Here is a 23,421-nt window from a genome sequence, read left to right on the forward strand (position 1 = left end):
GCGGGCCCCAGGCACCGTACGACGACCGTTCCGTTCGCGCCCACGGCGCACGGACGGTCGCGATCGTGCGAGTCCCGAACCTCCGCCGTCGTGGATTCTCCGGGCCCTTCGGGACGTTCACGGGTGACCCTCATGGTGGCCGAGGGCACGTGACCCTCCCGAACTATGGTGTCCCGCCACATACGCCCCTGACCTGCCCCTTCCTACGGTATGGCGACACGGAAACGTCCCCGCCAACCGTCCGGAAGTGGTATCCATGGCCGCCCCAGCAACCGCTCCCCCACCCCCCTCGAACCTCCGCCGCATCGTCGCCGCGAGCCTCGTCGGGACCACCGTGGAGTGGTACGACTTCTTCCTCTACGGATCGGCTGCCGCGCTGGTCTTCAACAAGCTGTTCTTCCCCGGATCCGAACCTCTCGTCGGAACCCTGCTCGCCTTCCTCACCTACGCCGTCGGCTTCGCCGCCCGGCCGCTCGGGGCCCTGGTGTTCGGGCATTACGGTGACCGGCTCGGCCGCAAGAAGCTGCTGGTGCTGAGCCTCTTGCTGATGGGTGGCGCGACCTTCGCCATCGGGCTCCTGCCGACACACGCCACCATCGGGCTGGCCGCCCCCGTCCTGCTCACCGTTCTGCGGCTGGTGCAGGGCTTCGCCCTCGGCGGCGAATGGGGCGGGGCCGTGCTGCTCGTCTCGGAGCACGGTGATGCCGAGAGGCGCGGGTTCTGGGCGTCATGGCCCCAGACCGGAGCTCCCGCCGGGCAGTTGCTGGCGACCGGGGTGCTCTCCGCGCTCACCGCGCTGATGTCCGACTCCGCCTTCGAGGCGTGGGGCTGGCGCATCCCCTTCCTGCTCTCCGGACTGCTCGTGATTCTCGGCTTGTGGATTCGTCTCTCTGTCGATGAATCACCCGTGTTCAAGGCCGCCCTGGCCCAGGCCGAGCAGCGCAGGACCGCGACTGCGACGGCCGAGAAGATGCCGCTCGTCGCCGTGCTGCGTGATCACTGGCGGGATGTGCTGATCGCCATGGGTGCCCGGATGGCGGAGAACATCAGCTACTACGTGATCACCGCGTTCATCCTCGTGTACGCGACCACGTCCGCGGACCTGAGCAAGCAGACGGCACTCAACGCCGTGCTCATCGCGTCCGCCGTGCACTTCGCCGTGATCCCGGCCTGGGGCGCGCTGTCCGACCGCATCGGACGCAGGCCGGTCTATCTGGTCGGTGCGATAGGCGTGGGGTTGTGGATGTTCCCGTTCTTCGCACTGATCGACAGCCGGAGCTTCGGGAGCCTGCTGCTCGCCGTCACCGTGGGACTGGTCTTCCACGGCGCGATGTACGCACCCCAGGCGGCATTCTTCTCGGAGATGTTCTCGACGCGCATGCGCTACTCGGGTGCGTCGATCGGAGCCCAGTTCTCGTCGGTCGCCGCGGGTGCCCCGGCACCGCTCATCGCCACGGCTCTGCTCGCGGACTTCGGCACGTCGACGCCCATCTCCCTGTATGTCATCGCCGCCGCGCTGATCACGGTGCTGGCGATCGTCTGCGCCAAGGAGACGCGGAACAGGGACCTCAGCGACATCGACGCGGATGCCGGAGAGGGTGCCTTCCCGGGTGCCCGGAGCGCACTGCCCGCCGACTCCCGCACTTCCTGAGCCGTTCACGCCGAGGCGCCGGCCACCACCTGTCGGGTGATGGCCGGCCCCTCGGCGTCGTGCCGCGTCAGACGCCGATCTCGGGCGTGGGTTCGAACCAGGTGGGGCCGTCGGTGAGGGCCTGCTTGATGCGGAACAGGGAGAACTCGTTCAGCGGCGGCAGGGAGTCGACGGAGAACCACGCCACCTCCAGCGACTCGTCGTCATTCACCCGCGCCTCGCCGCCGGTGGCCCGGCAGCGGAAGGTGATGTCGAGGTACTGGCACCGGTCGCCGTTGTCGTACTGCACGGGCTGCAGTGCCTGGGTGAGCACCACCCGCTCCGCGACGCAGTGCACGGCGGTCTCCTCGTACACCTCCCGTTCCGCGGTTGCCGCGGGCTCCTCACCGGGCTCGGAGATGCCACCGATGACGGCCCACTGGCCGGTGTCGGAGCGTCGGCCGAGCAGGACTCGGCCCTCGTCGTCGAAGACGATCGCCGTGATGCCCGGTAGCAGAAGCAACTGGTGTCCGGCGGAGGCCCGGATCTCGCGGATGAAGTCGGGAGTAGCCATGGGGCGAGCCTACGTGGCCGCGGGGGAAGTCCCCGGGCGTGCACTCCGGTCGGTCCTGGCACGCGCGGACCGGATCGTCACCCAGCCGAGGCCTGCCACCGCGAGCAGCGCGAGGATGCCTTCGGGCAGGGGACCCATCCGCGTGGCGGGCGTGAGCGAGGACCGCAGCGGCACCTCGTCGACCAGGGCGTCCGCGGTGAACATCCCGGTCTTCTGCACGATCGTGCCGTCCGGCCGGATCACCGCGCTGACCCCGCTGGTGACGGGTACGACGACCGCCCGGCCGTGTTCGACCGCACGTACCTGGGACATCGCCAGCTGCTGGTAGGTCATCTCGCTGCGCCCGAAGGTCGCGTTGTTGCTCGGGACGGCGATCAGCTGGCCACCGTTCTTGACGGTGTCGCGCACGGCGTCGTCGAAGGCCGCCTCGTAGCAGGTGACAAGCCCCACCTTGGTGCCCGCCAGATCGAATACGCCGACCTTGCTGCCGGATCCGAAGTCGCGCTGCACCCGGTCGACGTCCTTGCTGAAGATCCGCACGAAGGACCGCATGGGCATGTACTCGCCGAACGGCTGGATGTGCCGCTTGTCGTACGTGTCCACGGGGCCGCTCTCCGGGTCCCACTCGATCAGGGTGTTGCGGAGGTTCCCCGTGTCGGGCGCAAGCACGGCACCGATGACGGTGGGGACGCCGATGGCCTTCACCGCCTTGTCGATAACGTCGCCGGCGTCGGCGTTGCGGTACGGGTCGAGGTCGGAGGAGTTCTCCGGCCACAGGACGAAGTCCGGCTGGGCCACCTTCCCCGCCTTCACGTCCCGGGCCAACTGCTCCGTGCGCTTCGCGTGGTTGTCCAGGACCTGGCGGCGCTGGGAGTTGAAGTCGAGCCCCAGGCGCGGCACGTTGCCCTGGACGGCGGCGACCGTCGCGGTGCCGTCCTCGGCGGAGTCGTCCACGAGCGGCAGGGCCGCGAGGGCGGCGACGACCGGGACCGCGACGGCTGCTGCCGCTGCCGCGACGGCGATGCGGGGCACCGCGCCGGTGGCGCGGTAGGCGCGGATCTGTCGGAGGGCTTCGAAGAGTCCGAAGCCGCACAGCACCACGGCGAAGGAGAGCAACGGGGTTCCGCCCAGGGCGGCGAGCGGAAGGAACACGCTGTCCGCCTGGCCGAAGGCGATCCTGCCCCAGGGGAAGCCGCCGAACGGCACACGGGCGCGGACCGCTTCGTCGAGTGCCCAGACCGCGGCAGCCCAGAAGGGCCAGTACGCGAGCCGGGAGACCGCGGCGATGCCGACACAGCCCACGGCGATGAACACCGCTTCGGCGAGCGCCAGGGCGAGCCACGGGACGGGGCCGACCTCTTCGCCCGTCCAGTGCAGCAGCGGGAGCATGAAGCCGAGACCGGCCAGGAGGCCGAGGCCCAGGGCGGCGCGCAGTCTGCGCGCGAACAGGACCCATCCCAGCAGCCCGAACCCGGGCAGGACCAGCCACCACAGGGGCCGGGGCGGGAAGCTCGCGTAGAGCAGCGCACCGGACAGGACGGCTGCGGCCGGCCGGACGAGCCGCGGCCACAGCTTCCTGCTGCGGGGCGCGGGGGCGGACGGCGGTTCGACTGTGGTGATGGTGGCGCTCACCTGGCGGAGTCTACGGTGGGCGGCTGTGGGAGCGGCATCCCGCTCCCGCCGTCACGACTCCGCGGACTTCCCGGTGGCGCTCAGGTGCAGCCGGTCGCGGATGAACCGTACCGCCGCTTCGGCGTTGTCCACCGTGACGGTGAAGGTCCTGCCGTCGCCGAGTCTCAGCACCAGTCCCTCGCCCCGGCGCACCACCACGGCGGTTCCCTGCTCGGGGCGCCAGCGGTAGCCCCAGCCACCCCACTGGCGCGGGGTGACCTGGGGGGCGAAGTCCGCCCCGACCACATGGGTGAGCAGGATCCGGCGCCTGGGCAGTCCGATGTGGCCGCAGCGCACCTCGAGGGCGTCGCCGTCGACCTTGACGGCCACGTGGACGAACGCGAGGGTCCCGAACAGGATCAGCAGTCCGGCGGCGAGACAGCCGATGACCGACATGAGCAGGGGGGCGATTCCGGCACTCCAGGCCGAGTCGACGGCGAGTTCGACGCCGAGCGCCAGGCATCCCGCTCCGGCGGCCGCGAGCAGCCACTGGAAGCGGTTGCGGGCCCGGCCCGTCCAGATCGTGGCCGGGGCCTGGCTCGAACCGTGCCTCGCACTGCCGGGGTGGTCCGTCATGCCAAGCAGCGTACCCACGTTCCGCGTCCCGGGGCGGGGGCCGCAGGCCGGGCGGACGGTCAGAGCGCGGGGCTGACGGCCTTGAGGAGCAGGCCCTCCGCGTAGGCCAGAGCGGTTTCGGGCAGGTCGGCGGCGTGTCCGCCGAGGAGGACCGCGAGGGTGCCGACCGGTTCGGCCGACGGAGCGGGTTCGGAACCGATACGGCGCAGCGCCTGTGTGGCGACCGCCTCGGCGGAGCCGTGCAGGACGACCTGCGGCAGGCCGGGCTGCTGCACGGCGGCGCGGATGCGCTCGGCCACCAGCTCGTAGTGGGTACAGCCCAGGACCACGTCCGTCACGCCGGGCGGGGTGAGGGCGGCGGCAGCGGCCACCGCACGGTCGATCCCCGCCTCGTCCGCGTGCTGTACGGCGTCGGCGAGCCCGGGGCAGGGGACTTCGGTCACGTCCACCGATCGGGCGAAGTCACGGATCAGCCCGCGCTGGTAGGGGCTTCCGGTGGTGGCCGGGGTGGCCCAGATGGCGACGGGGCCGCCGCCTGCCGCGGCGGGCTTGATGGCGGGGACCGTGCCGATGACCGGCAGTCCTGGTTCCAGTTCGGCGCGCAGGGCCGGCAGGGCGTGGACGGACGCGGTGTTGCAGGCGACGATCAGGGCGTCCGGCCGGTGGGCTGCGGCCGCGCGCGCCACGGCGAGCGCATGATCGGTCACGTCCTCGGGGGTACGGGGCCCCCAGGGCATCGAGCCGGGGTCCGAGGACAGCACCAGATCCGCGTCGGGCCGGATCCGGCGTACCGCGGCAGCGGCGGCGAGCAGGCCGATGCCCGAGTCCATCAGTGCGATCTTCACCCGGTCACCATAGTCGACAGCCCTTGCGGCCCCGCCGATGTGGGGCAGACTTCGGCGGATGAGCGCCGTTGCCTGGATCGCCGTGGGTTCGCTGGTCGTGTGGGTGTGGCTGCTGCTGGGGCAGGGGTTCTTCTGGCGGACCGACCAGCGGCTTCCCAGGCGTGCCGATCCGATGCGCTGGCCCTCGGTCGCCGTGGTCGTGCCCGCGAGGGACGAGGCCGAGATGCTGCCCGTCAGCCTCCCGTCGCTGCTCGCCCAGGACTATCCAGGGGACGCGGAGATCTTCCTGGTGGACGACTGCAGTGAGGACGGCACCGGTGGGCTCGCGCGTGCGCTGTCGGTGAAGCACGGAGGGCTGCCGCTGACGGTGGTGTCGCCGGGTGAGCCCGAGTCCGGCTGGACGGGCAAGCTCTGGGCCCTGCGGCACGGCATCGCGCTGGCCAGGCAGCGGAAGCCGGAGTTCCTTCTGCTGACCGACGCGGACATCGCACATGAACCGGACAGCTTGAGGGAGCTGGTCTCCGCGGCCGGGGAGGAGGGGGCGGGCGGATTCGACCTGGTCTCGCAGATGGCCCGGCTACGGGTGACGAGCGCCTGGGAACGGCTTGTCGTACCGGCCTTCGTCTACTTCTTCGGGCAGCTCTACCCCTTCCGCCGGGTCAACCGGGCGGGTACGCGGACGGCGGCCGCGGCGGGCGGCTGCGTGCTGCTGCGCACCGGGGCCGCCGAACGGGCACGTATCCCGGAGTCCATCCGGCAGGCGGTGATCGACGACGTGTCGCTGGCGCGGGCGGTGCAGCGCAGCGGCGGCCGGATCTGGCTGGGGCTCGCGGAGCGGGTGGACAGTGCGCGGCCCTATCCGCGGCTCGCGGACCTGTGGCAGATGGTCTCGCGCAGTGCGTACGCGCAGTTGCGGCACAGTCCGCTGCTGCTGGCCGGGACCGTTCTCGGGCTGGGTCTCGTCTATGTCGCTCCGCCGGCGACGCTCGCTGCCGGGCTGCTGGCGGGCGATGCGGTGGCCGGATGGGCGGGGGCGGCGGCGTGGGCCGTGATGGCGGGGACGTACATGCCGATGCTCGGGTACTACCGTCAGTCGCTGTGGCTGGCGCCGCTCCTGCCGTTCACCGCCGTGCTCTACCTCCTGATGACGGTGGACTCGGCGGTGCAGCACTACCGCGGACGCGGTGCGGCCTGGAAGGGGCGTACGTACGCCCGCCCCGAGGCCGCACCGGAGCCCTGAGCCCGGCCGTGGGAGGCCGGACCCGATGAGCCGGGGTCACTTGCGGCCGGGGGTCCAGTTCATTCCCCAGCCGTAGGCGGCGTCGATGGTCCGCTGAGGGCTCACCCCGCGCTGCGGGACGAGATAGCGTGCCTCCCGCTGAACCGTGAGGTCTCCCCCGTTGTTCGTGATCAGCGCGAGAGCGCACACGGTGGAGGGCACGGTGCATTCATCGAGAGAGAAGTCGATCGCCGCTCCGTTCTGTGGCTGCAGCGTGACGGTGGCATGCAGATCGGCGAAACTCCGGGCGCCTTCGTAGATGGTCACGAAGATCAGAAGGCGGCGCAGCCGGTCCTTGTGGTCGAGGTTGACCGTGAGGTTCTCGCCGGTGGAGAGCGCGCCGGTGCGGTCGTCACCGTCGAGGTGGATGTAGGGGGGCCGGCGGAGATCACCGAAGGCGTTTCCGAGCGCCTGCACAACTCCCTTGCTTCCATCGGTGAGTTCGTACAGTGCGCAGAGATCGAGATCGAGGTCGGCGTGCATGGCGACGGCCCTGCCGAGTTTCGCGCCCCAGCTCTTGAACTGCTTGCGCACTTCCCAGTTGAGATTGACGCGCAGGGCCCCGGAGGTGCCGCCCTGTTTCGACAGGGAGACGGACGGCGCCTCCTTCGTCAGGGTGACCTTGGTCAGCCTCACCGGCTGCGAGACGGGGGGTGCGGCGGGAGGGGCGACGGGGGGCGCGACCTGCGGGGCGGGACCGCCCTGAGGTGCGCGGTGGGGCGCCGGGGGCGCCTGCGCCGGCTGCGGGCGGGGGGCCTGCTGAGGTGGTGCCGACTGCTGCGGTTCGTCGACGGAGATACCGAAGTCCGTCGCCAGACCGCCGAGTCCGGTGTCGTACCCCTGTCCGACGGCCCGGAACTTCCACGCGCCCTGCCGCAGGTACAGCTCACCGAGGATGAACGCGGTCTCGACCGTCGCGTCCGCGCTCTCGAAGCGCGCGATCTCGGAGCCGCTCGCGGAGTCCACGATCCGTACGTAGAGGCCTGTCACCCGGCCGAAGGTGCCGCCGTCCGCCGAGGCCACGACGACCACGCGGTCGATCGCGGGCTCCATCGCCGCGAAGTCGACCACGAGGCTGTCCGTGACGGCGTCACCGGCCGTCCGCTTGCCCTCGTGGCGCACCGCGCCGGATCCGTGTGCCGGCTGGTTGTAGAAGACGAAGTCCGCGTCGCTGCGTACCTTTCCCGACACGAGAAGGAGCGCCGAGGCATCCACGTCCGGCGCCCCCGGGGAGGTTCGCCAGCCCAATTCGACCTGTACGACCTGAGCCGGCACAGGAACATTGGTTCCCTTTTGCATGGTCATGCTCGCCCCCATCACGAGTCCGGCTGCCCGGAGAGTTTCACGACAACCTAATCCCCGGCCCGCCGGGGAGCCCACAGTACGGCGGAGACTGCTCCTGGCGGTCCGCCGGGAGCCCTCCGTGAACTCGCTCTTTACATGATCACAGCGCGACCGGGTGCCCCTTTCGCCTAGTTCGCTCGCCTCGCTGACTACTTCAGGGCGTAGGCCCGTGTGACGGTCTGCACGGTGCGGTTGCCCTCCGAGTCCCAGGCCTCCGCCCTGAGGGTCACAAAGCCGTTGGTGTCCGCCGGCTCGGGGTGCCGGAGCTCGACCCGGAAGGAGTTGCTGTCCTCCCGCCGGACCTTGGCCGACGTCCAGGTGACCCCGTCGTCGTAGGAGACCGAGACCTTGGCGCGGCCGGCATTCACGGTGAAGGAGTACGCCTTCTTGGCCGAGACCTGGTTGAGGGCGTTCAGCGGCATGTCGTAGTCGAGTTGCACCGTCGGCATCGCCTCGCAGACGGTGGGTACGGGAGAGAGCTCGTCGCAGTTCTCGACGAGGTCTGCCGGCTCACCGACGGCCCCTTCGTGCACATCGGCGGCGACGAGGCCGTCGGCATGACCGCGGACAGCTTCGTCAACGCGGTCCGCGAACTGCGCTCGCTCGTACGGTCATCGCGAAAACGACCCCTCGCCTGGCAGGAGTCCTCACGCGCCGGGATCACCCCGGACGACATCGCCCAGTACTGGGTGGACGTACCGATGATGGACCTTCCCGATACCGAGGAGGAACTCGCGGACCGGCCCGAGCTGCTCGCCGCCGGCCACACACTCGAGTTCACCAAGGCCCTCAAGGCATTCTTCGCGCCGTCGGACCACGATCTTGCCCGCATCATCGAGGGCGGCGGACGTGTCCTGCTGTCCCCGCAGTCCCACCTCTACCTCGACCGGCCCTACGCACCTGCCGTCATCCCCGGCCACCAGAACGAGACCCTCACCCGCCTCGGCTTCCGCGCCTACCGCCCGGGCGACGTCAGGCGTACAGCGGCATGGAACCCGGCAGCGCACCACATACCCGACGGGCACATAGCCGGGGTCGAAGCCACGTTGTTCGGCGAGTCGATCGAAAGCTTCGCCGACCTCACCGTCCTGCTGCTTCCCCGATTGGCCTCCGTGGCCCACAGCGCGTGGAGCGGCAACCAGCTCGACTGGGAAGAGCACCGCACCCGCCTCGCCCACCACGCGCGGCTCTGGCAGAGTCTTGGACTGAGCTACATGGCCTCGTCCGAGATCCCCTGGGAATAACACGTGACCGGCCCTGGTCTCGTCAATGACGTACAGCAAAAGGCATGCGCCTCGTCCGCGGCTGGGCTGTCCGGCTTCCTGCGCGGCCTGCCCGGCCCGATCTCCGTAACGCGGATCTTCTCCAGCACTGGCTTGAACCAGGTGCAGTTCGCCCGCTGACCTGGTGTGCCGATCAGGAACAGCGGGCTGCAACGACCGCCACCGCGATCGAAGCGGAACGCGCGCCCGCCGTCGCAGTGCGCACCACGCGATCAGCCTCGCGTACCCCGCCCTCTGCAGTCATCCGGTTCGTCACACCGCGTCGGGCGGCCCGCGCGATGGGCAGGGACGGACAGAGCGCGACGGCGGCAACGGCAAGGGCTCGGGCACGGACACCGGTGGCGGTAGACGGCAATGCGGTGTTTTGCTCGTATCTGTCGGGACGGATCCAACGATCTGCGAGGGAGGGCAGGCGTACGTCGTGAGTACTCCGGAGCACTCGTCAGACCCAGCGGGGCCGCGACTGGACGAAACCCTGCTGGCGGCGCTGTTCTCGCAGTCGCCGGTCGGTCTGCACATCTTGGACCCCCAGCTACGACTGGTGCGGGCGAATTCCGCCGCACGGTCGATCCGGGAGTTCCCGGTCGACCGGATGCTCGGCCTGCCGCTGCTCGACGCGCTGCGCGCCCTCGACGTCGAGGATCCCGAGCACATCGAGAACCTGGCCCGCAATGTGCTGGAAACCGGGCAGCCCCTGCTCGACGTGCGGTACCGGGTACGCAGCCCCCTCGACCCGTCGATCGAGCACGTGGTCTCGGCGGACTGCTTCCGTCTCCAGAACACCGAGGGAACCGTGCTCGGCCTGGCCAACGCCGTCACCGACATCACCGAGCGGACCAGGGCCGAAGCACGGCTTCAGTTGCTCAACCGGGCCGGCGCCTCGGTCGGGACAAGTCTCGACGTGTTCCGCACGGCGGCGGAACTGTGCGAGGTGACCGTGCCGGAGCTGGCCGACACCGTGGCCGTGGACGTGCTGGACTCCATGCTGCGCGGCCAGGCCCCGACCCCCGCAACGGTGCCCGGGAACCTCACGCTGCGACGCGCTGGATTCCGCTCCAGCGCCGACGGAGTCCGGCACGGAGTCCCCGAGGTCGGAGAAGTGAGCTCCTACCCCTCCGGCAGTCCGTACTCGGACGCCATGTCCAGTCTGGAGGCGCACCTGGTCCACCACCTGGAGCCGGACGCCTCGTGGCTGGATCCCGAGCGTGACCGCGACGCACGGCTGCTCGCGGCACAGGCCCACTCGATGATGGTGGTGCCGATGTGCGCCCGCGGGCTGGTGCTCGGGCTCGCCTGCTTCTACCGGTGGCGCAATCCGACCCCGTTCGACGAGCACGACCTGTCGCTCGCACAACAACTGGCGGCAAGCACCGCACTGAGCCTGGACAACGCCCGTCTCTACGGCCGTGAACGCTCGGTGGCGGGATTCCTTCAGCTGGGTCAGCGGCCGTCCGAGCCCCAGGCGTGGACCGCTGTGGAGACCGCGCAGAACCTCCTTCCGGCCGGGGCAGGCATCAGTTGGGCCGACGTGATCCCGCTGTCCGGATCCCGGGTCGCACTCGCCGTGGGCGAAACCGCCGACCACAGCATCGAGGCCGTCGCAGCCATGGCAGAGCTCCGTGCCGTGATCACGGCACTGTCCGACCTGGACCTGCCTCCCGACGAGCTCCTGGAACGACTGCACGACCTGGTGAGCAGGCCGACGCGCACAGCCCGGGACCGGTCCCGCCCGTTTCCGCACGCCCCGGCACGCCCCTTCACCTGCCTGTACGTGATCTACGATCCGGCGACCCGCCAGTGCACGATGGCCCGGGCAGGGTATCCGCCTCCGGCGGTCCTCCACCCCGACGGCGACGTGGAGGTCGCCGACATCCCCGAAGGCCCGCCACTGGGCGAGGGGCTCGCTGGATACACCGTCGCGGAACGCACCTTGCCGGAAGGCAGCACCCTGGTACTTCACAACGAGGCCCTGCTCCCGGCAGCCGAGGACGCCGGCCCACGGCTACTCCTCGAACGGATCCGCCAGGCCACCACGGCGTCTCGGCAGTCGCTCCAGGAGACCTGCGACGCGATCTTCGACGCGGTGGCCGCCGGACACCCCCAGCAGGACGCCTTCCTGCTGCTGGCCCGAACCCGTGTGCTCGAATCGGACCACACTGCCTCCTGGTCGTTGCCCAACGCTCCCGAAGTCGTCTCCACCGCACGGAAACTGACCACCGACCAGCTCAGTCGGTGGGGCCTGGCGGAACTGGAGGACTCCACCGTACTGATCGTCAGCGAACTGGTCACCAACGCCGTCCGGTACGCCACCGGCCCCATCGAACTGAGACTCATCCGCGACCAGGCGCTGACCTGCGAGGTCACGGACGACAGCAGCACAGCCCCGCACCTGCGCCGCGCCCTGGACAGCGACGAGGGAGGACGCGGCCTGTACATCACCGCCCAGCTCACCGACCGCTGGGGCTCCCGCAGGCGCCGCCGCGGCAAGACCATCTGGGCCGAACAGGACCTCCCCGGCACAGCGACGGAACGCACGGGCGCCTGACATTACTTCGCGCACCGCTCCCGGGCGGTGCCCGCCTCCGGCCGCCGACGAGACGCGCTCGCACTGCCTGCTGAAGTGGGAGCCCGCACGGGCCGCACGGCGGACTCGGAGTGGTCAACAGGCCGCACAGCCCGGAAACGGCTTCACAGCCCCGTGAAGGCCCGGCTCGGTCGTGCCGGAACCGAGGCCCCAGGGTCGGGCCATGGTGGAGAAGCGGGACCGGGACCGGGACCGGGACCGGGGCGGGGCACGGGGCCCGGACGCCCGCGCGAGGAGCGAGTCACTCGCGCGGTGCTCGACGCGGTCGTCGCGGTGATCGCGGAACGGGATGAGCGCGGTCACGATGGACCACGTCGCCGCCCGGACGGAGTCGGCGGATGGCTGCCCACCACGCTGCGTCTGCTCGCCCGGGTGAACTGGCGCTCGGCCGGCTCGACGCCGAGCACGCACACGCACCGGAAGCACTGAGGCCGGCCGATGGCTACGACCTGGGCCACCGAGCTTCCCACCTGCGCGCCCTGCCGGCGATCCTCGCCGCCGTTCGGGGAGGGGAGGGGATGGCACCTCGGGCGAGCCCAGGCCGCGCTGGAACACCTGGCCGCGGCCCGGCAGGCGGCGGGTCACCCCCTCCTGGCGCGCCCCTTGCTGCCAGATCTGGTCGAGGCCCGTTCGCGCCGGCCACCAGGAGGGTGCGCAGGAGCCCGCACACCAGCTCACGACGTGGGCGGCCGATATTTAGCAAACGCACTTCGCGGCGCAAGCCCGCCGATGCGCGGCCCCGACAGGGCGGACACACAGGCCGAGCAGCAATAATTTTCCGTGAGTTGCCCCGGACGCCAGCTCAAGTCGGCGAGCGCACAAACGAATTCATGGGACCACTCCACCCAGCGTCCCGCCGAATGCAGAGCCGAATCGTCCACGGCCACCGCCCGGTTCGGCAGGACGACGGTGCAGAGCATCGCGGTACTCACCGAGTCCGTTGGCCTCCCGCGGCGTCCGGCCTCCTCAAAGCACCTCGGCCGGTTGATCCCGAACAGCTCGCTTCTTCACCTCTCCACGGCCGTCTGCCGACGAGCCTTGCTCCACCCCTGTAGGACCCTCGCTTTCCCTTCGCTGAGTGCCCTCAAGCGCTCGTGCCTCGATGTCCCCGAGGATTACGCCCAGCGCATTCCCGAACACGGGCCCCTACAATCGCGCCGAAGGCCCGGCCGACCGGACCACCCACGACTCGGGCAAACTCTTCGGTGCCCAGGTTGGGGACGAGGTGGAGACGGACCTGGGCCAGTGGTGGCGGTGGATGTCCTCCCGAAACCGGTGGGCGGCCACGCTGTCGAGCCAGTCGCCCAGGTAGTCGCCCACTGTGCTTGCGCTCGTGGTCCAAGCCCTCCATCCCGGCGGACGCCGCGCTAGTTGTCGCCCTTTGTAGCCCATCCGCCACTTTTTGTTAGCAGCGCCCTCCAACGGAAAAGCCCCGCTGTTAACGGAGGCTTTAACGATGCCCCGCCAGGTCAGGCCGACAAAAGCAGCGTAAATCGGATTACCCCAAGATTGGGGCTCCCCAACCAGCACATCGTGGGCTTAACTTATGTGTCATGACCTCCCCCCGCTCCACCTACGGCGGCGGCTACTACGCCGCGCCGTCGTTCCCCGACACCCCGATCTACGACTCCCTGGTCGCCGAGCGGGGTACTCCTCAGATCGCACCGATCCGAGTCCCCGCCGCGTACGACACGGGCAACAGCTACCTGCCGGCCCTGCCGTCGTCGCTTCCCGCCCTGCCCGCGGGCCCGTCCAACGGGTCGTACGGCTACCCGCAACAGGCGCCGCAGCCGCAGTACCAGAACGCGGGCATGCAGCACGCGCCGATGCAGCCCGCACATCTGCAGCACGCACCCGCCCCGTACATCCCGCAGCAGCCCTCGGCGCCCCGCGGCTACCAGCAGCAGCCGCAGCGCCCCGGCACGGGTTACGAGTCGATGCGCCCGGCCGCACCCCGGCCCGCCCCGACTCCGTCCCCGTACGAGGACCCGTACAACCGTCCGTATCAGGGCCGGGGGTACTGAGCAGGCGCTCCTGCCCGCTGACGGCTACGACTGGCAAAATGGACGCATGGTCTCTCCCGTACTCAGGGCTGTCCACGTCCACCCGGTCAAATCGCTGGCAGCGTGCGCGGCCGAGCAGGCCGTCGTCGAGCCATGGGGACTCGACGGCGACCGTCGCTGGATGCTGATCGACAGCAGGGGCAAGGTGGTCACCCAGCGTCAGCAGCCCGGCATGGCCCAGCTGTCCGCGACGCCCTTGCCCGGTGGCGGGGTGATCGTCTCGGCGCCGGGGAGTGCCCCGCTGACCGTGGACGTGCCGGAGCCGGTCTGCACCGTAGGCGCGGAGCTCTTCAGGGACAAGGTCGAGGTGGTGGAGGCGGCCGGGGCCGCGCACGCCTGGTTCAGCGCACGCCTCGGTGCGGAGGTCCGGCTCGTCCATCTCGACGCGCCGTCGCACCGCAGGCCTGTCGATCCGGCGTTCGGCCGCCCGGGCGAGACCGTTTCGTTCGCCGACGGCTACCCCCTGCTTCTCACGTCGAGCGCCTCGCTGGAAGCGCTCAACGCACTCGTGGCCCGGGGCGACCACCCGGAAGAGGGCCCGCTGCCGATGAACCGCTTCCGGCCGAACGTGGTCGTGGACGGGACGGCCCCGTGGGCCGAGGACGACTGGGGCCGGATCGCGATCGGGGAGGTCGCCTTCCGCGTGGCGAAGCCCTGCGGCCGCTGCATCGTGACCACGACCGACCAGCGGACGTCGAAGCGCGGCAAGGAACCCCTGCGTACGCTGGCCCGCCATCGTCTCGTCGGAAGGGATCTCCTGTTCGGCCAGAATCTGATCCCTGAGGGCACCGGGGTGATCCGGGTCGGGGACACGGTGCGGATCCTCGGATGAGTATCGGGCACCCTCGCACCGGCCGGGAACTCAACGGAATGTCCCGGGCGTTGGACGGCGTGAGGTTGCTCTCTCTTCGCTTCCCCAGCAGGTGATCAGTGCCGTACCGGGCTATGACGGATACGGGAGGGGGTGGATGACTGTGCGAGCGGTCCTGGGGATCCGGCGGTGGCGGCGCAATCCCCTGTGCAGGCCCACCGACCGCCACGAGGCATGGGGGACACTCGCAGCGCTGCTGCTGATGCTGATCGCCGCCCCGGTGCTCGGCTGGCTGTGCGGTTCACTCACCGACGAAGCCCTCCAGCAGGCAGTGCGCGCGCAGCACGCGCAGCGGCACCTCACCAGCGCCGTCGTCGTGCGCGGGCCCTCCGGTGTCTCGCGCTTCGCCCAGGACCCCGAGGCGGCCGTTGCGGAAGGCACCGCGCAGTCCTCCGCGGTGGCCCGGTGGAAGGCCCCGGACGGGACGACCCGCACCGGCAGAGTGTCCACGGCGTCCGCAGACACCACCCCCGGGGAGCGGATACGGATCTGGACGGACGACAGGGGCCGCCCGGTGATACGCCCCATGGACACGTCGACGGCGCGCACCCATGCGGTCCTGGACGGAATCGGTGCGACCCTGGTCGCGGTGGGTCTGGTGGAAACTGCACGCCGACTGGCCGTATGGCGCATGATGCAACAGCGGTACGGTCGGCTCGACCGGGCCTGGGCCGAAACCGGTCCCGACTGGGGCCGGACCGGGACGGGCAGCTGAACCCACTGGTGCGCGATGTCGAGGGCTGGGCCGCTCCATCTGTTTCACAGACCCTCATGAGCGGCCGACGCGTCAACTCGCGTCCGCCGCGCGCGCTACGGTGGACCGGCCCGCCCGACTCCTCGGCCGGCGGGCCCGGAGCTGCCGTGAGGCCGGTGGCACCGGCGTCGCGCGGGCATGCGGACAGGCACGAGGCAGCGCACACGGCACGAGGTGGGGGCACAGCAGCACCATGGCACAGGGCACGGTCCAGGTGACGCACACCGGCACATCACGATGGCGCCGCCGCACGGGCGAATACGCTTCCCTCACCGCAGCCCTCGAGGCCGCAGCGGACGGTGACGTCCTCACCATCGCCCCGGGTACCTACCGGGAGAATCTCGTCGTCGACCGCGCGGTGACCCTGCGCGGCCCCGAGGGATCCGTCGGTTCCGTGCGGATCGCGCCGGTCGACGGCGTACCCCTGACGGTGCGCGCCTCGGCGGTGATCCAGGACCTTCATGTGGAGGGCCAGGATTCCGCCGCCCCGGCGCTGCTCGTCGAGGAGGGCGCTCCCGAACTTTCGGATCTGCGTGTCGTGACCCGGTCGGCCGCCGGGATGGAGGTGCGGGGCGCAGCCCGGCCCACCGTGCGCCGCTGCACCGTCGACAACCCGGCCGGCGTCGGCATCGCCGTACTCGACGGTGCCGGGGGCGTGTTCGAGGAGTGCGAGATCGTGTCGGCCGGGCAGTCCGGCGTCTCGGTCCGCGACGGGGCGCATCCGAGGCTCGAGCGGTGCCGTGTCCACCACGCCTCCGGGGCCGGGCTGAGCGTGACCGGCGAGGGCAGCGGTCTGGAGGCCGTCGGCTGCGAGGTGTACGAGATCAAGGGCAGCGGGGTGCAGGTCACTGCCCGCGGTGCCGCGCATCTCACCGACTGCACCGTGCACCGCACGTCCGCGGACGGGGTCACGCTGGACACCGACGCGGTCCTCACGCTCGCCGACTGCGACATTCACGATATCCCGGAGAACGCGGTCGACCTTCGGTCCCGCTCCGTTCTCACGCTGACCCGCTCGACCGTGCGCCGGTTCGGCCGCAACGGCCTGTCGGTCTGGGACCCCGGCACACGTGTCGATGCCAACCAGTGCGAGATCCACGACAGCACGGGTGACTACCCGGCGGTGTGGGTCAGCGACGGCGCCACCGTGATACTCGATTCGTGCCGCGTCCACGACGTACCCGATGCCCTCTTCGTCCTGGACCGGGGTTCGCGTGCCGACGTGGTGGACAGCGATCTGTCCCAGATCCGCAACACGGCGGTGTCGGTGAGCGACGGCGCCACCGCCCAGCTCGACGACTGCCGGATCCGCGAAGCGTCCACCGGCGCGTGGTTCCGCGACCACGGCAGCGGCGGAACCCTGAACAACTGCACCATCGACGCCGCCCAGACCGGCGTCATCGTGACCAAGGGCGCCGACCCGACGATCGAGCGCTGCACGGTCACCTCGCCCGCGGAGGCCGGCTTCTACGTCTCCGCCGAGGGCCGCGGCACCTTCGACACGTGCCGTGTCACCGGGAGCGAGGGCTACGGCTTCCATGTCATGGACGGCTGCCGCTCCACGCTCACCCGCTGCCGCACCGAGCGGTGTGCCCGCGGGGGGTACGAGTTCGCGGAGGGCTCCGGCTTCCCGGGCGACGGGATCGGCGGCGGTCCGGTGGTGAAGGACTGCACCAGCGACGAGAGCGGACTGCGCGGGGCCACTCCCCCGGCCCCGCCGGTCCTGACGGCGACCCAGTCGACGCCCGGACTGCTCGGTGATGTGCCGGGACAACGCGCCGCGGAGCCCGCCGTCCCGCCCGCTCCGGCCGAGCCGGTGCGGGATTCGGGCGCCGTCCTCGGGGAGTTGGACTCGCTGGTCGGTCTGGACAGCGTCAAGCGCGAGGTGCGTGCCCTGACCGACATGATCGAGGTCGGCCGGCGCCGCAGGCTCGCGGGCCTCAAGGCGGCGTCGGTGCGCAGGCACCTCGTGTTCACCGGCTCCCCCGGTACGGGCAAGACGACGGTGGCCCGCCTGTACGGCGAGATCCTGGCCTCGCTCGGTGTGCTGGAGCACGGTCATCTCGTGGAGGTGTCCCGCGTCGACCTGGTCGGCGAGCACATCGGGTCGACGGCGATCCGTACGCAGGAGGCGTTCGAACGGGCGCGTGGCGGGGTCCTGTTCGTCGATGAGGCGTACGCGCTGTCGCCCGAGGACTCCGGCCGGGACTTCGGGCGGGAGGCCATCGACACGCTGGTGAAGCTCATGGAGGACCACCGGGACGCCGTGGTCGTGATCGTGGCCGGGTACACGCACGAGATGGAGCGCTTCCTCACCGTCAACCCGGGTGTCGCGTCCCGTTTCTCCCGGACCATCACCTTCAGCGACTACGTTCCCGAGGAGCTGCTGCGGATCGTCGAGCAGCAGACCGAGGAGCACGAGTACAGCCTCGCGGACGGCGCCGGGGAAGCGCTGCTCAAGTACTTCACAGCGCTTCCCAAGGGCCCCGCCTTCGGTAACGGCCGCACGGCCCGTCAGACCTTCGAGTCGATGGTCGAGCGGCACGCGGGCCGGGTCGCCCAACTCGCGGAGCCGAGTACGGACGACCTCACGCTGCTCTATCCGGAGGATCTTCCCGAACTGCCCTGAGTCTCCCCGCCGGCCTGGTGGGGCACGACCGGTCCGAGCCGTTCCAGGAGTGCGGCCCGCTCCACGGCGAAGACCGGGTCGGCCTGGTAGTCCGAGTGCCCCAGGATCGGTTCGGGCAGCGGGTGTTCGGGGGTGCGGCCGTAGACCAGCGGGTCCTTCAGCGGTCCCCGGTCCACCTCGGGCCCCTTGCTCTCTTCGATGCGTACGGGACCGCCGATCGGGTCCGTCGCACGCCAGAGGTTGCGCCAGCAGTGCACGGACCGGTGCAGCCCGTCCAGGGGTACCGGTCCGAAGTAGGCGGGGAACCAGCGCCCGTAGAGCCGCTCGATCGGTGAGCCGTAGGTGAGCAGTGCGACCCGGCGCCGCGTCGCGTCGGGTAGCTGCCAGACGGCGGCCGCCGCCAGGACGCTGCCCTGGGAGTGTCCCGAGATGACGAGCCTGCCCCGGGTGCGGGCCGTCCATGCGGACATCCGGGACGACAGGTCGGGCACGGCACGCTCCGCGTAGCAGGGCGGCGCGAAGGGGTGGGCGGCGCGCGGCCAGAACGTACCGACGTCCCAGAGGATGCCGATCGTGCGCCGGGCGGACACGTCGCGGTAGGCACGGCGGCCCCAGGTGACGAACAGGACGAATCCGAAGCCGATCATCCAGGAGCCGGTCGACTGGGCCGCCTCGGCGAGCGACTCGACGAGGGGAACCGTACCGTCCATCGCCCGGCCGGGCACCTCGCCGGTGAGCCAGGACCCGGCGACCGCTCCGGCGCCGAGGAGCAGTGTGGCGCCGGAGACCAGCGCGACGAGCCAGGGTGCGGAGTCGGTGAGGGCCGCCGTGGCCCTGGTTCCCGCGATCCGCCGGGTGCGGGCGCGGTCGGGCCGCGCCTGTGCGTACTCCGCCTCGACCTCGGGGCCCAGCCGGCGGGCGCGCAGCACGGTGCGGACGGCCAGCCAGGTGAGGGGGGCGAGCAGGAGCAGCAGCAGGACAGGGATGACGGAAGCCTGCCAGCTGAGGAGCACGGGCGGCCCCTCTATGGTCGAGCCGGCGCCCATGCCGGGTGTACCGGAGCCGTCGAGCCAGTCGGCGACACGCTGGGCGACCCCGCCGGTCATCACACCGCCGAGAGCGCAGGCGAGCATCGCCACGGCGGGCCCTCCCAGGCCGTGGAGGGTCGTGCGCGGCTCGGGGATGCGCCGGTACAGGCTGAACGCCACCACGGCGAGCAGCACGACGAGAGCGCCCTGCCCGACGACGAGGACGCGGAAGGCGGTCTCTCCCGGGAGGGTGCCCGAGGACGCCCAGGCGGGTCGGGCCCAGGCGGCGTACACCGTGCCGACGAACAGCAGGGCGAGCGCCGTCCCCGGCAGGAGGGTGATGACGGCACGGTCGAGGGCGTTGTCGAGGCGCCGCTCGCTGCGGCCCCGGCGGCAGACCACCGCGACGACCACGAGAGCGCACACGGCGAGGGCCGCCTCGAACAGACCGCCGATCACAGCGGGCACGGGACCGTCGGTGGACCGGTCGTGCCGGGCGGCGGCTCCCCCCACCGCGGCTGCGACGGTGAGGAATCCGGCGGCGGTGTGGGCGGCTCGCAGCCGGGCGACCAGTCGGCGGCCGTACCAGAACCCGGGCCGGCCGAGGGCGGGACGGACCGGTGGTGCGGTGGACGGGGCGGTCTCCGGCGTGGGTGCCGAGTCCTCCTCGTGTTCGTCCGGCGTGTGTGCCCGGTCCACCTCGGATTCGTCCCAACTCAGAGGTCGCTGCGATTCGTACGCGCTCCAGGTGCGGTTGGACAGGTACCAGAGCAGGCCGACCAGGGCCGTGGGCACGAGTGCGGCGACCGCGAGCCGGCGTCCCGGCTGGGACCACCAGCCGCCCTGCTCCGTCGACAGGAAGCCGAGCCAGGACCGTTGGCCGGAGCACTCGGGTGCACCCGCGCACTGCCAGGCCACCAGGTCGAGGGCGACCTCGCAGACCGCGGCGGTCAGCAGCACGGTCAGGCTGAGCGCGATGAGCCGCACCACCATGCCGTACAGCCGCACCGACGCGGTGCGGCTCCGCGCCGTCGGCCGCATCCAGTGGGCGAGGTTGACCACCATGAAGGGGAGCAGCAGCAGCCACAGGGCACGGGAGCCGTTGCCCGAGGTGAGGTTGGACCAGCAGTAGGCCTCGGCGACGGGGCCGTCCCGATGACGTTCGGGGTGCTGCTCGGCCTCGACGTCCTCGGTGCGCCGGTAGATGGCGGCCGTCGCGTCACCGGTGATCCTGGTCGTTCGGGGATCGCCGAGCATCTCCTGGGGAGTGGCTCCGCCGACGCCGTGGACGAGCAGTTCCAGCGCTGCCCCGGTGCTCTGCGGGGCCTGGGTGGCAGGGGGCAAGGTCGTCTGCTCGCTCTCTGGTCCTGCCGGCCTGTCGGACGGCGGGGAAGGGACGGGGGCACGGCGCGGAGTGCCGGGCTGACGCGCAGTCACCACCATCTCCGACGGAGGGTGCCTGCCGCATCGCTCTCACCGAATCTCCCCAGTGACGCGGCCGGCAGGGCTGCGTGGCAGGATGAGGGCGTCCCGCAGGCCGGTGTCGGACCTGCGGCCAGAGGGAAGGGACCGGACCCGGCGTTGAGCGAGAACCAGAACCTGCTGGCGGAACAGCGGCGCGCGCTCATCCTCGACGAGGTGCGCAAGCGCGGCGGGGTCCGGGTCAACGAGCTGACCCGCAGGCTGAATGTCTCCGACATGACCATCCGCCGGGACCTGGACGCACTGGCCCGCCAGGGCGTCATCGAGAAGGTGCACGGCGGGGCTGTGCCGCTGGTCGAGGCCAGTACGCACGAGCCCGGGTTCGAGGCCAAGTCGACGCTGGAGCTGAGCGCCAAGGAGGACATCGCGCGGGCGGCGGCGGCCATGGCCGTCCCGGGCAGCGCGATCGCCCTGTCCGGCGGCACGACCACGTTCGCGCTGGCCCGGCACCTCCTGGACGTTCCGGCCCTGACCGTGGTGACGAACTCGGTGCGGGTCGCGGACGTGTTCCACGACGCCCAGCGGCCGACGGCGGGAGGCGGGCCCCGGACCGGAGCGGCCACCGTGGTGCTGACCGGCGGGGTGCGCACGCCTTCGGACTCGCTCGTCGGGCCGGTCGCGGACCGCGCGATCGGCTCGCTCCACTTCGATGTGCTGTTCCTCGGGGTGCACGGGATCTCCGTGGAGGCCGGCCTCTCGACCCCGAACCTCGCGGAGGCCGAGACGAACCGCCGCTTCGTGCGCACCGCGCGACGGGTCGTGGTGGTGGCCGACCACACCAAGTGGGGCACGGTCGGCCTGAGTTCGTTCGCGACGCTGGACGAGGTGGACTCCTTCGTCACGGACTCGGGGCTGCCGGACGGCGCCCGGCAGGAGATCGAGGAGCATCTGCCGGGGCTGATCGTGGCGGGCGGTTCAGCACCCCAGTAGCCCCTCTCGGAAGGCGCGCGGGTTCCGCTCCGCATCTGACGGGCCGCGGACGTCCTAGGATCGTGCCGTGGCCGTCTTCCGGATCGAGCGTTTCACCCCCCTTCCCGCCGCCGAGGCCTGGCGTCGGGTGACCGACTGGGAGGCGCACGCCGGGCCTGTGCCGATGACGTCGGTCACCGTTCCGACCGGTCCGCCGACGCGGGTGGGGACGGTCTTCGTGGCTCGTACGGGTCTCGGGCCGTTCGGGTTCGACGATCCGATGGAAGTGGTGCGGTGGACGCCGCCGGTTGCCGGCCGTGCCGGGATCTGCCGCCTGGAGAAGCGCGGCCGGATCGTGTGGGGCAGGGCGTCGATCGATGTCCGGCCGACCGTCGCGGGGTCGCACGTGGTGTGGGTCGAGGAGCTGCGTGTGAGGCTGCTGCCCGGGTGGGGTGATCCGCTGCTCTCGACTGCGGGCCGCCGGGTCTTCGGGCGGGTGCTCGACACTCTGCTCGAAGGATCCTGATCTCAGGCGGGCCAGGTGCCGGTGGCCAGGAAGTGGTCGATGGTCCGCGTGTACGGGTCGATGTCCAGGCCCTGCTCCGTCAGCCAGCTGTCGGAGTAGTACTTGTCGAGATAGCGCTCGCCCGGGTCGCAGAACAGTGTGACGATGCTCCCGGTGCTGCCCCGGGCGACCATCTCCGCGACGAGCTTGAACGCGCTCCACAGTCCGGTGCCGGTGGAACCGCCGGCCTTGCGGCCGATGGCCCGTTCCAGTGCGCGCACGGCCGCGATGCTCGCCGCGTCCGGCACCTTCATCATTCGATCGATGGCACCGGGAACGAAGCTCGGCTCCATGCGGGGCCTGCCGATGCCCTCGATGCGTGAACCGCACTCGCTGGTCGCCAGGGGGTCGTGCCGGGTCCACCCGTCGAAGAAGCAGGAGTTCTCCGGGTCGGGTACGCAGATCTTCGTGTCGTGCTGCATGTAGCGGACGTAGCGCCCGATGGTCGCCGAAGTACCGCCGGTTCCGGCCGTGGCGACGATCCAGGCGGGCTCCGGGTACCGCTCCAGCCTGAGCTGCTGGTAGATGGATTCCGCGATGTTGTTGTTGCCGCGCCAGTCGGTGGCCCGCTCGGCGTAGGTGAACTGGTCCATGTAGTGGCCGCCGGTGCGGGCGGCGAGGGCTGCGGACTCCTCGTACAACGTCCGCGCGTCGTCGACGAAGTGGCACTGTCCGCCGTGGAATTCGATCAGCCGGCACTTCTCGGGACTGGTCGTGCGGGGCATCACCGCGATGAACGGGACACCGATCAGCTTCGCGAAGTACGCCTCCGAGACGGCTGTCGAGCCGCTGGACGCCTCGATGACCGGCTTGCCGCGGCGGATCCAGCCGTTGCAGAGCCCGTACAGGAAGAGCGAACGTGCCAGCCGGTGCTTGAGGCTGCCCGTGGGATGCGTCGACTCGTCCTTGAGGTAGAGGTCGATGCCCCACGGCTCGGGCAGGGGGAAGCGCAGGAGGTGGGTGTCGGCGGAACGGTTGGCGTCCGCCTGGACCTTGCGCACGGCTTCCTTGAGCCAGGCCCGGTAGTCGGGATCGCTGCGGTCGATGTCCGTGGTTGTCGCGATCTCACCGTCACGCCTGTGCTCACTGGTGTCCATCAGCGATCTCCTCCTCGTGCCACCGGTACCCGACACCACCACGATATTCCCCCCACCTGCGCAAACGATCGCTTTGATACCCCATAGCCCTCCCTTGGCCCTGCCGTGGCCGCGGGAGTCCGGGGTGCCTGAGATCCACTCCCGAAACGCGCGGTTCCGGCCTGATGCCACCTGGTGCAAAGGCCCCGATGCGGGCAGACTTCCCAGCAGAAGCCGGTACAAGGGGGGCGAAGTAGC

At 70.9% G+C, this 23,421-nt stretch carries 18 protein-coding genes; 10 read left to right on the top strand and 8 right to left on the bottom strand.

Annotated features, from left to right (window positions below; genetic code table 11):
• Positions 1–256 precede the first annotated feature (256 nt).
• Positions 257–1,651: an MFS transporter gene (locus ABZS61_RS20670; protein ID WP_356422977.1), complete on the top strand. Its 1,395-nt coding sequence runs from the start codon at positions 257–259 to the stop codon at positions 1,649–1,651.
• A 67-nt stretch (positions 1,652–1,718) separates the two neighbouring features.
• On the opposite strand, the gene ABZS61_RS20675 is transcribed toward ABZS61_RS20670, so the two are convergent.
• The 4 genes from ABZS61_RS20675 to ABZS61_RS20690 are packed head-to-tail and all read right to left on the bottom strand — an operon-like array spanning position 1,719 to position 5,296.
• Positions 1,719–2,204: an NUDIX domain-containing protein gene (locus tag ABZS61_RS20675; protein WP_356422980.1), complete on the bottom strand. Its 486-nt coding sequence runs from the start codon at positions 2,202–2,204 to the stop codon at positions 1,719–1,721.
• A 9-nt stretch (positions 2,205–2,213) separates the two neighbouring features.
• Positions 2,214–3,836, bottom strand: coding sequence for an apolipoprotein N-acyltransferase (lnt, locus tag ABZS61_RS20680; protein WP_356422983.1), 1,623 nt, complete (start codon positions 3,834–3,836; stop codon positions 2,214–2,216).
• A gap of 51 nt (positions 3,837–3,887) precedes the next feature.
• On the bottom strand, positions 3,888–4,451 hold the full coding sequence (locus tag ABZS61_RS20685) for a hypothetical protein (RefSeq protein ID WP_356422986.1): 564 nt from the start codon (positions 4,449–4,451) through the stop codon (positions 3,888–3,890).
• Positions 4,452–4,510: 59 nt separating this feature from the next.
• Entirely contained in the window at positions 4,511–5,296 is a 786-nt protein-coding gene (locus ABZS61_RS20690; protein ID WP_356422989.1) for an aspartate/glutamate racemase family protein, read from the bottom strand.
• A 58-nt stretch (positions 5,297–5,354) separates the two neighbouring features.
• Here ABZS61_RS20690 and ABZS61_RS20695 point away from each other — a divergent pair, with 58 nt between their 5' ends.
• Positions 5,355–6,536, top strand: coding sequence for a glycosyltransferase (locus tag ABZS61_RS20695; protein WP_356422992.1), 1,182 nt, complete (start codon positions 5,355–5,357; stop codon positions 6,534–6,536).
• 36 nt (positions 6,537–6,572) lie between these two features.
• On the opposite strand, the gene ABZS61_RS20700 is transcribed toward ABZS61_RS20695, so the two are convergent.
• On the bottom strand, positions 6,573–7,892 hold the full coding sequence (locus tag ABZS61_RS20700; RefSeq protein ID WP_356422995.1) for a TerD family protein: 1,320 nt from the start codon (positions 7,890–7,892) through the stop codon (positions 6,573–6,575).
• 176 nt (positions 7,893–8,068) lie between these two features.
• Positions 8,069–8,368 carry a hypothetical protein gene (locus tag ABZS61_RS20705; protein ID WP_356422998.1) on the bottom strand — a complete coding sequence of 100 codons (300 nt, stop codon included), beginning with the start codon at positions 8,366–8,368 and terminating at the stop codon, positions 8,069–8,071.
• Between ABZS61_RS20705 and ABZS61_RS20710 the strand changes: the two genes are divergently transcribed.
• From ABZS61_RS20710 to ABZS61_RS20735, 6 genes are all read left to right on the top strand, one after another.
• Positions 8,354–9,163, top strand: coding sequence for a family 20 glycosylhydrolase (locus ABZS61_RS20710; protein WP_356423001.1), 810 nt, complete (start codon positions 8,354–8,356; stop codon positions 9,161–9,163). The genes ABZS61_RS20705 and ABZS61_RS20710 overlap by 15 nt on opposite strands.
• Positions 9,164–9,623: 460 nt before the next feature.
• Positions 9,624–11,747: a SpoIIE family protein phosphatase gene (locus ABZS61_RS20715; protein WP_356423004.1), complete on the top strand. Its 2,124-nt coding sequence runs from the start codon at positions 9,624–9,626 to the stop codon at positions 11,745–11,747.
• A 1,592-nt stretch (positions 11,748–13,339) separates the two neighbouring features.
• On the top strand, positions 13,340–13,810 hold the full coding sequence (locus ABZS61_RS20720; RefSeq protein WP_356423007.1) for a DUF6643 family protein: 471 nt from the start codon (positions 13,340–13,342) through the stop codon (positions 13,808–13,810).
• Positions 13,811–13,856: 46 nt separating this feature from the next.
• Positions 13,857–14,681 carry an MOSC N-terminal beta barrel domain-containing protein gene (locus tag ABZS61_RS20725; RefSeq protein WP_356423010.1) on the top strand — a complete coding sequence of 275 codons (825 nt, stop codon included), beginning with the start codon at positions 13,857–13,859 and terminating at the stop codon, positions 14,679–14,681.
• Positions 14,682–14,817: 136 nt separating this feature from the next.
• Positions 14,818–15,435 (top strand): hypothetical protein, encoded by a 618-nt coding sequence (locus ABZS61_RS20730; protein ID WP_356423014.1) that lies wholly within the window; start codon positions 14,818–14,820, stop codon positions 15,433–15,435.
• Positions 15,436–15,667: 232 nt separating this feature from the next.
• Positions 15,668–18,103, top strand: a complete 2,436-nt coding sequence (locus ABZS61_RS20735) for a right-handed parallel beta-helix repeat-containing protein (RefSeq protein WP_356423017.1) — start codon at positions 15,668–15,670, stop codon at positions 18,101–18,103.
• Here the strand turns inward: ABZS61_RS20735 and ABZS61_RS20740 are convergent.
• Positions 18,073–20,475: a hypothetical protein gene (locus tag ABZS61_RS20740; RefSeq protein WP_356423020.1), complete on the bottom strand. Its 2,403-nt coding sequence runs from the start codon at positions 20,473–20,475 to the stop codon at positions 18,073–18,075. The two genes, ABZS61_RS20735 and ABZS61_RS20740, sit on opposite strands and share 31 nt — an antisense overlap.
• Before the next feature lie 237 nt (positions 20,476–20,712).
• On the opposite strand from ABZS61_RS20740, the gene ABZS61_RS20745 reads away from it, so the two are divergent.
• Entirely contained in the window at positions 20,713–21,543 is an 831-nt protein-coding gene (locus ABZS61_RS20745) for a DeoR/GlpR family DNA-binding transcription regulator (protein WP_356423023.1), read from the top strand.
• A 67-nt stretch (positions 21,544–21,610) separates the two neighbouring features.
• Entirely contained in the window at positions 21,611–22,048 is a 438-nt protein-coding gene (locus ABZS61_RS20750) for an SRPBCC family protein (RefSeq protein WP_356423027.1), read from the top strand.
• A gap of 2 nt (positions 22,049–22,050) precedes the next feature.
• Here the strand turns inward: ABZS61_RS20750 and ABZS61_RS20755 are convergent, their stop codons facing one another.
• A complete protein-coding gene (locus ABZS61_RS20755) occupies positions 22,051–23,184 on the bottom strand; it encodes a PLP-dependent cysteine synthase family protein (RefSeq protein ID WP_356423030.1) in 1,134 nt (377 codons plus the stop codon).
• Positions 23,185–23,421: the final 237 nt, after the last annotated feature.

It is taken from the genome of Streptomyces sp. NPDC005566 (assembly GCF_040605575.1).
In the GTDB taxonomy this organism is placed as follows: domain Bacteria; phylum Actinomycetota; class Actinomycetes; order Streptomycetales; family Streptomycetaceae; genus Streptomyces.